7 protein-coding genes and 1 tRNA gene are annotated in these 7,094 nt (G+C 43.9%); 3 read left to right on the forward strand and 5 right to left on the reverse strand.

Going from position 1 to position 7,094, the window contains the following annotated elements; translation table 11 throughout:
- Positions 1–4 precede the first annotated feature (4 nt).
- The 5 genes from J5X92_RS19585 to hemA form a co-directional block, all read right to left on the reverse strand.
- Positions 5–376, reverse strand: coding sequence for a SirB2 family protein (locus J5X92_RS19585; protein WP_208806342.1), 372 nt, complete (start codon positions 374–376; stop codon positions 5–7).
- 78 nt (positions 377–454) lie between these two features.
- Positions 455–2,029, reverse strand: a complete 1,575-nt coding sequence (locus J5X92_RS19590) for a DUF3369 domain-containing protein (RefSeq protein WP_208806343.1) — start codon at positions 2,027–2,029, stop codon at positions 455–457.
- Positions 2,030–2,126: 97 nt separating this feature from the next.
- Positions 2,127–2,993: a peptide chain release factor N(5)-glutamine methyltransferase gene (gene prmC, locus J5X92_RS19595; protein WP_208806344.1), complete on the reverse strand. Its 867-nt coding sequence runs from the start codon at positions 2,991–2,993 to the stop codon at positions 2,127–2,129.
- 4 nt (positions 2,994–2,997) lie between these two features.
- Positions 2,998–4,083 (reverse strand): peptide chain release factor 1, encoded by a 1,086-nt coding sequence (gene prfA / locus J5X92_RS19600; protein ID WP_013784686.1) that lies wholly within the window; start codon positions 4,081–4,083, stop codon positions 2,998–3,000.
- 15 nt (positions 4,084–4,098) lie between these two features.
- Positions 4,099–5,373, reverse strand: a complete 1,275-nt coding sequence (hemA, locus tag J5X92_RS19605; protein WP_126873894.1) for a glutamyl-tRNA reductase — start codon at positions 5,371–5,373, stop codon at positions 4,099–4,101.
- Positions 5,374–5,487: 114 nt separating this feature from the next.
- Between hemA and lolB the strand changes: the two genes are divergently transcribed.
- The 3 genes from lolB (at position 5,488) to J5X92_RS19620 (ending at position 7,094) form a co-directional block, all read left to right on the forward strand.
- A complete protein-coding gene (gene lolB / locus J5X92_RS19610) occupies positions 5,488–6,108 on the forward strand; it encodes a lipoprotein insertase outer membrane protein LolB (RefSeq protein WP_208806345.1) in 621 nt (206 codons plus the stop codon).
- Complete coding sequence (gene ispE / locus J5X92_RS19615; RefSeq protein WP_244361106.1) at positions 6,108–7,013, forward strand: 4-(cytidine 5'-diphospho)-2-C-methyl-D-erythritol kinase; 906 nt, start codon at positions 6,108–6,110, stop codon at positions 7,011–7,013. The genes lolB and ispE overlap by 1 nt, the downstream gene beginning before the upstream one ends.
- A 5-nt stretch (positions 7,014–7,018) precedes the next feature.
- Positions 7,019–7,094, forward strand: a tRNA-Gln gene (locus J5X92_RS19620).

Below are 7,094 nucleotides of genomic sequence, written 5' to 3' on the forward strand. Positions count from 1 at the left end.
AATGCTAGAATAAGGGTTGTTTGGTAACTGCCACCATCGCAGTTGTCATCAGTACCACGAGCGCGGCAATGAAAAAGGCCCAGCGGCCCACGGTGGTTTTTGCTTTTTTAAGGGCAAATAACCCAAGCACGATATAAGCGATAACGCCAGCTAACTTAAATGTGAGCCATGCATTTACAATGGGATATTGAGACAAAATAACGCAAAGCCAAATAGCACTGGCTAGTAACAACGTATCAATAATATGAGGCACAATTTTAACCCACTTTTTGGTTAAAATTGTGGCGTCGAATTGTGACCAGATAAAGCGAAAAATAAACAGTAAAATACTTAGCCCTACTGCGGTTAAGTGCAGATATTTCGCCATCATATACATACAATAATTCCTATCGTTCTTAAGTTTTGATTATGTAATTATTCGTTATTGTACGTTATTTACGGGCATTCGACTAAGTTAAACATACTCAGGAATATCAGGGTGCTGATGTTGAATGGCCATGAATTTTTCAATGTGGTTCAACAAGTAATCAACTAATAGCGGGTCGAAGTGTCGCCCTTTTTCTTCATTGATAACCTTTTCAACCTTATCTAATGGCCATGCGGTTTTATAAGGGCGAGTATTGATGAGTGCATCAAACACATCTAACAACGTTGCTATGCGACTTTGCTGTAAGATGTCTTGACCTTGAAGCCCTTCAGGATAGCCTTTGCCATCCCATCGCTCGTGGTGTTGTCGTGCCAATGTTGCGGCAAGCTGAATCGTGGGCCTAGAAGAGTCTTTTAAAATCTGATAACCAAATTCGGCATGCTGACGAATGGCAAAAACTTCATCCTCTGTTAAGGGCTCAGTCTTACGTAAAATAGTGACAGGTACCCGAGAGGTACCAACGTCATGAAGCGGTATGGCATGCTTGAGTAATCGCACATCATTTTCATTCATGCCTATGCCACAACCCATAATCTCTGCCATCGCAGTCATTCGCACAATATGGTTGCTACCCTGCCCGTCATGTTCCATGGCTTTGCCTAAGCGCTCAATAATTTCTCTTTGCGTACTTTCTACGTCAATGGTTTTGAGCACATTATCAAACGCTAGTTGGACACTGTTTGAAAAACGCCTAACCAAATGCTTGTCATTTTCGCCAATCCGACGAGGTAAACCTGATAAATACAATAACGCGCCGTTTTGCGTTTTACTGTTGCAATACGCCACTACGTGGTCTTCCGCATACACAATTTCGCGGTCGCGCATGGCGCGCTTGCACAGTTCATATTCTTCAGGTGACACTGCATCTTTTAATAACACACCTTCTTTATCTGAATATTCACCGTTGCCAGCAAAAACGTACAGCTCATTAAGATCGAGTGCATTTGTAGGATTAGGTGATGCATCGGGCGTGGCCGCTACCGCCGTGGTGATGTAGGCAGCATCTTTCGAACAACCTAAAATAGAAGCCAGTTGCTGAATAATGCCTTGCATGAATTTTTCGAGCGAATTGGATGAAAACAAATCCACAGACGCATCAATAATTTTTTCTAAGCCTGCACGGCTTTCTTCGATTACAATAATATCGCGATAAGAACGCAGCGCGGCAATAATAACTGTGAATAACTTTTGTGCGGTTAGTTCTGTTTTCGATTTATAGTCATTGATGTCGTAATTGATAATGACATCTTTTTCAGGCGCTTGTCCTGGCTGTCCAGTTCGAAGAATAATACGCGTAAAATGGTTATCGAGTTCGTTGCGAACATATTCAGCAACCAGTAAGCCCGCATCATCACTTTCCATAACAACATCAAGTAAAACCACTGCTATGTCATCATGCTCTCTGAAACAACGTTTTGCTTCATCGCCGTTATAGGCACTGATAAATTCTAGGGTTTTACCATTTAAGAAAAAGTCATTAAGCGCCAATTTTGTGATGGCATGAACTTCAGGTTCATCATCAACAATCAGAATCTTCCATGTACCTAGCTCTTCTACAACATCTTCTTCACCGTCGTCGATGAAAAGTAAATCGTCGTTCATCTGTAACTTCCTGCTCCCAAAATACTTTTAAAATATTAATGCAATACGTATTTTTAGCAAGTCCCATATAGAAGTAACAAATAGACGTGACAAATTCTTAACCTGTTGTAGATAGGTAACCGTAAGTGACTCGGTCATTCCCACCATAGTCTTTTGCGGTGCTCACGTTCACAAAGCCTCGGGCGTGTAACAGGTCGCCAACCGCTTTTGCTTGGTCAAAACCATGCTCAAAAGCCAGTAAGCCACCTTCTAATAAATGGGCGGGTGCAAGTGCGATAATGTGTTTTATATCATCAAGCCCATCGGCGCCTGATGTAAGCGCTGATGCAGGCTCAAAGCGCACATCACCTTGCTGAAGAAAAGGGCTGGATATTTCTATATAAGGTGGGTTGGAAACGATAACGTGAAATTTTTCATTCGCTAAATTGTCAAACCAACTACTTTGCTTAAATTGCGCATTAGTAATGCTATTAAGCGCCGCATTGCTAGTGGCGAGTTGAACAGCCTCATGCAGTAAATCTACACCTGTAATATTTGCAGTGGGCAATTCAGAGGCCAGCGCGAGGGCAATTGCCCCTGTACCTGTACCTAAATCACAAATGGCTAGCTTATTATCTTCTACCTCAAGGGCAAATTCTGCTGACGCTATACAAGAAAGAGTTTGCTCTACTAATACTTCGGTATCGGGGCGAGGAATAAGGGTATGGGGCGAGGTTGCTAAACGTAAGGTCCAAAAGTCACGGCTACCCGTTAGGTACGCCACAGGAATACCTTGGGCGCGTTTGGCCACCAGAGTTTTGTATTGAGAAATAGCGTCGACGCTTAAGGTTTTGTCTGGCCATGTAAAAAGATAAACCTGAGGTTTATCTAATACATGGCTTAACAATACTTTTGCATCAACAGCTGGCGATTCGCCTTCATGTAACTCGGCTACCGCCCACGCTAATGCGGCGTCTATACGCATGGTATTAGTCGTCTGACAACGAGGCTAACAGGTCAGCTTGATGTTCTTGCATAATAGGGTCGAGAAGCTGCTTCAAGTCACCTTCTATTACTTCATCTAAACGGTATATCGTTAAGTTGATGCGGTGATCAGTTACGCGGCCTTGCGGGAAGTTATAGGTACGGATGCGCTCTGAACGATCACCACTTCCGACTAGACTCTTACGCGTAGAGGCTTCTTCTGCCGCACGCTTTTCTTCTTCAATGTTATTCAAACGCGCTTGCAAAACCGACATGGCTTTCGCACGGTTTTTATGTTGCGAACGCTCGTCCTGACACTCAACCACTAACCCTGACGGCAAGTGAGTAATCCGAATAGCAGAGTCGGTTTTGTTAACGTGCTGACCACCTGCACCCGATGCTCTAAAAGTATCGATGCGAAGATCCGCTGGGTTAATATCAATAGCTTCTGATTCTGGAATTTCAGGTAATACAGCCACGGTACAGGCAGACGTATGAATACGACCTTGTGATTCTGTATCGGGTACACGCTGCACACGGTGACCGCCAGATTCGAATTTCAAAATACCGTAAACGCCGTCACCACTAATATTCGCGACTACTTCTTTATAACCGCCATGCTCACCCTCATTGGCGTTAATTAATTCTACGCGCCAACCTTTGGTTTCAGCATAACGGCTGTACATACGGAATAAATCGCCTGCAAATATTGCGGCTTCGTCACCACCAGCACCAGCACGTACTTCTAAGAAGCAGTTGCTGTCATCGTTAGGATCTTTAGGTAACAATAAAACCTGAAGCTCAGTTTCTAGGCGTTCAATATCGGCTTTCGCAATTTTTAATTCTTCTTGCGCCATTTCACGCATTTCTGCGTCATCTTCTTTCAACATCTCATTCGCTGAATCAAGATTTTCTTGCGCTTGTTGATAAGCATTAAAGCCCCCAACTACGCTTTCTAGCTGGCTAAACTCTTTTGACAAATTACGAAACTTATCTTGATTGCCGATTACTTGCGGATCGCCTAATAAAGCCTGCACTTCTTCAAAGCGTTCCACCAAGTTTTCGAGTTTTCTGACAACCGAGTCTTTCATATTTTTATGTTTACCTTATTTTTTGATATCTGACGTAGTGTCGGATAACGATAATGCTTGCCCCAACCACCGACTCAACGCCGGGTCATCATGCATGGCAGCTTCTCTAAGTGCCAGGGTTGTGGGGTGCAGCAATGTATTGGTTAGCTTGTAGGCCATTTCACTAAGTACCGTTTCGGCGTCTTTACCTTCGGTTAACTGCGCCAATGCTTTTTCTACCACGTCGTCGCGCTGTTCCATGCCCTTTTGACGATACTGCCTAACTAAATCGATAGATTGTTGAGACTGCTTCCAGCTCATGTAATCGCCAGCTTGCTTTTCAATTAGCTTTTCAGCTTCAAGTGCTGCTTGCTCACGATTTTGTAAATTCTTTTGAACGATGTGCTGCAAATCATCTACGGTGTATAAATAAGCATCACCCAATTCGTTCACTTGAGCTTCAATGTCACGAGGTACCGCTAAATCCACTAAAAACATGGGCATATTTCTACGTTGTTTCAACGCCTTTTCTACCATGCCCTTGCCTATTAAAGGTAGCTGACTGGCGGTAGAGCTGATCACTATATCGAAATCTTTTAGATGTTCCGGTACCTGTGAAAGGGTATACACACTGGCATCCAATGTTTCAGCCAAGGCTTCTGCACGAGAAATAGTTCGGTTGGCAACAGCTAAGCAGGTAACACCTTGCTCTTTTAAGTGCTGTGCCACTAACTCAATGGTTTCACCCGCACCCACCAGTAGCACCGAGCGCTTGGGTAGCTCAGCAAATATATGCTTCGCTAATTGCACTGCAGCATAAGCTACGCTGACGGCATTTGCGCCAATTTCAGTTTCGCTGCGTACCCGCTTAGCCACAGAAAAGGTATGCTGAAATAGTTTATCAAACTCGGTATTAATCATACCTGAGTGTTTGGCATCGCCAAAGGCTTGCTTTACCTGCCCTAATATCTGCGGTTCACCAAGAATGAGCGAATCTAATCCACTTGCCACTCGCATAATATGTTTAACCGCATCATCTGCGGCAAGCACATAACTGTTGTTGGCAATTTCATCAACTTCAACATGGTGGAAGTTTGATAACCACGCTAATAATGCAGTAGCACTTTCATGCTGGGTGTTCACGTAAAGCTCTGTGCGATTGCACGTTGATACAATCACCGACTCATCTACGCCATCCACCTTTCTTAATGACGCAAGTGCTTCCACCAGAGAATCTGGTGTAAAAGCCACTTTTTCACGCAATGCGACAGGGGCGGTTTTGTGATTAATACCAAGGGCGAGTAGAGTCATTCAAATCTGTGCTGGCAACGTCGGACGCGCATTGTACGAAAAACCCAAAATGATTGAAAGTGTTGGTAGAACTGTGTTCACATAAAGTATGCACTTTACCTAAGACGACACCCAATGATTCGCTTCATTTTTATACTTGTACTGGTTACCCTATTTATCAGCGCCTGTACCACACTACCTGATGGTCCTGAAGACGCCGTAAACCTTAGCACCCAGCTTAAAAAGGTGGCACAAGTAGATGCTTGGCAATTGCGCGGAAAAATAGCCTTTAGACAAGAAAAAGAAGGGGCTAGCGCTAACCTTTTGTGGAAAACCGATGATGCCGATTTTCATTTCCGATTAACCAATTTACTTGGTGTAACCATGGTTGATTTGAATGTGAACGGCGATAAAGCCATTTTAAAAGCGGGTAACGAGGTATATGAAGACGCCGATCCTGAACCATTAATTTATTATACTACGGGCATGGATATCCCCGTCGAACCCTTGCTTTCGTGGATTAAAGGGCTTCCTCTTGCTGATGACACGTTTACCCTTACCGACAAGGGACTACTCAATACTCTTGAAAGCAACTGTAGTGCATGTAAGGGGTGGCAAGTCAGTTATGCTAACTATGGCAATGTGACTACCCCCGAAGGCAATAATGTGTGGCTGCCCCACGCTATTAATTTGGTTCAACCCAACCCGCCATCAACGCAATTAAAAATAAAAATATATGAATGGACGCTGCTTTAATGACAAATTCAGAAGTAACGAATTCACATGAGATAAGCCTAGATTGGTGGCCTTCTCCTGCCAAACTTAATCTTTTTCTACATATTAATGGTCGATACCCAAATGGCTATCACCAATTGCAAAGCTTATTTCAAATGCTTGATTACGGCGACAAGCTTGCTTTTGACATTAATGATTCGGGTGTTATTTCTATGGCGACCCCGCTAAAAGGGGTAAAAGATGAAGATAACCTTATTGTTCGTGCCGCCAAACTGCTAGCTGAACATGCTCACATTAATAAAGGTGTAAGCATCAGTTTAGAAAAATGCTTGCCCATGGGCGGCGGTATTGGCGGCGGTTCATCAAATGCAGCCACCACCCTAGTCGCACTAAATCAGTTATGGGACGTTAAACTATCAGAAGATGAACTTGCTGAGCTTGGGCTTAAATTAGGTGCAGATGTACCCATTTTTGTACGCGGACTTACCGCTTTCGCATCAGGGGTAGGTGAAGAAATCACCCCTGCCCCGCAAGAAGAAAAATGGTATTTGGTGGCGAACCCCAATGTGCATATTAGTACTGCCGAGGTATTTACAGCTGAACAATTGACCAGAAATACGCCAATTATGCAGTGGGAAGACTACCAATTCGAAAAAACTCGCAATGATTGTCAGCAATTAGTCGTTAATCGCTATCCCGAAGTTGCAAATTTATTACAGTGGTTGGTACACTACGCACCGTCGCGAATGACGGGCACAGGTGCCTGCGTATTTGCCACCTTTTCTGACGACGTTTGCGCCAAACAAGTTCAGGCTAAACTGCCTGCTGCTTGGCAAAGTTTTGTTGCAAAAGGTGTGAATCGCTCACCGCTATTACAAAAATTAAAAAAATCAGAGCACGTGTACGCCACATCGGACAAGAAATAAAAAATTGGGGTATAGCCAAGTTGGTAAGGCAGCGGGTTTTGATCCCGCCATTCGTAGGTTCGAGTCCTGCTACCCCAGCCA

This window comes from Alteromonas sp. K632G (assembly GCF_017653625.1).
Taxonomy (GTDB): Bacteria; Pseudomonadota; Gammaproteobacteria; order Enterobacterales; family Alteromonadaceae; genus Alteromonas; species Alteromonas naphthalenivorans.

Bases quoted from the DNA above. Each gene is read 5' to 3' on its own strand.
- J5X92_RS19585 (WP_208806342.1), bottom strand. From the start codon at position 376: ATGTATATGATGGCGAAATATCTGCACTTAACCGCAGTAGGGCTAAGT.
- J5X92_RS19590 (WP_208806343.1), bottom strand. From the start codon at position 2,029: ATGAACGACGATTTACTTTTCATCGACGACGGTGAAGAAGATGTTGTA.
- prmC (WP_208806344.1), bottom strand. From the start codon at position 2,993: ATGCGTATAGACGCCGCATTAGCGTGGGCGGTAGCCGAGTTACATGAA.
- prfA (WP_013784686.1), bottom strand. From the start codon at position 4,083: ATGAAAGACTCGGTTGTCAGAAAACTCGAAAACTTGGTGGAACGCTTT.
- hemA (WP_126873894.1), bottom strand. From the start codon at position 5,373: ATGACTCTACTCGCCCTTGGTATTAATCACAAAACCGCCCCTGTCGCA.
- lolB (WP_208806345.1), top strand. From the start codon at position 5,488: ATGATTCGCTTCATTTTTATACTTGTACTGGTTACCCTATTTATCAGC.
- ispE (WP_244361106.1), top strand. From the start codon at position 6,108: ATGACAAATTCAGAAGTAACGAATTCACATGAGATAAGCCTAGATTGG.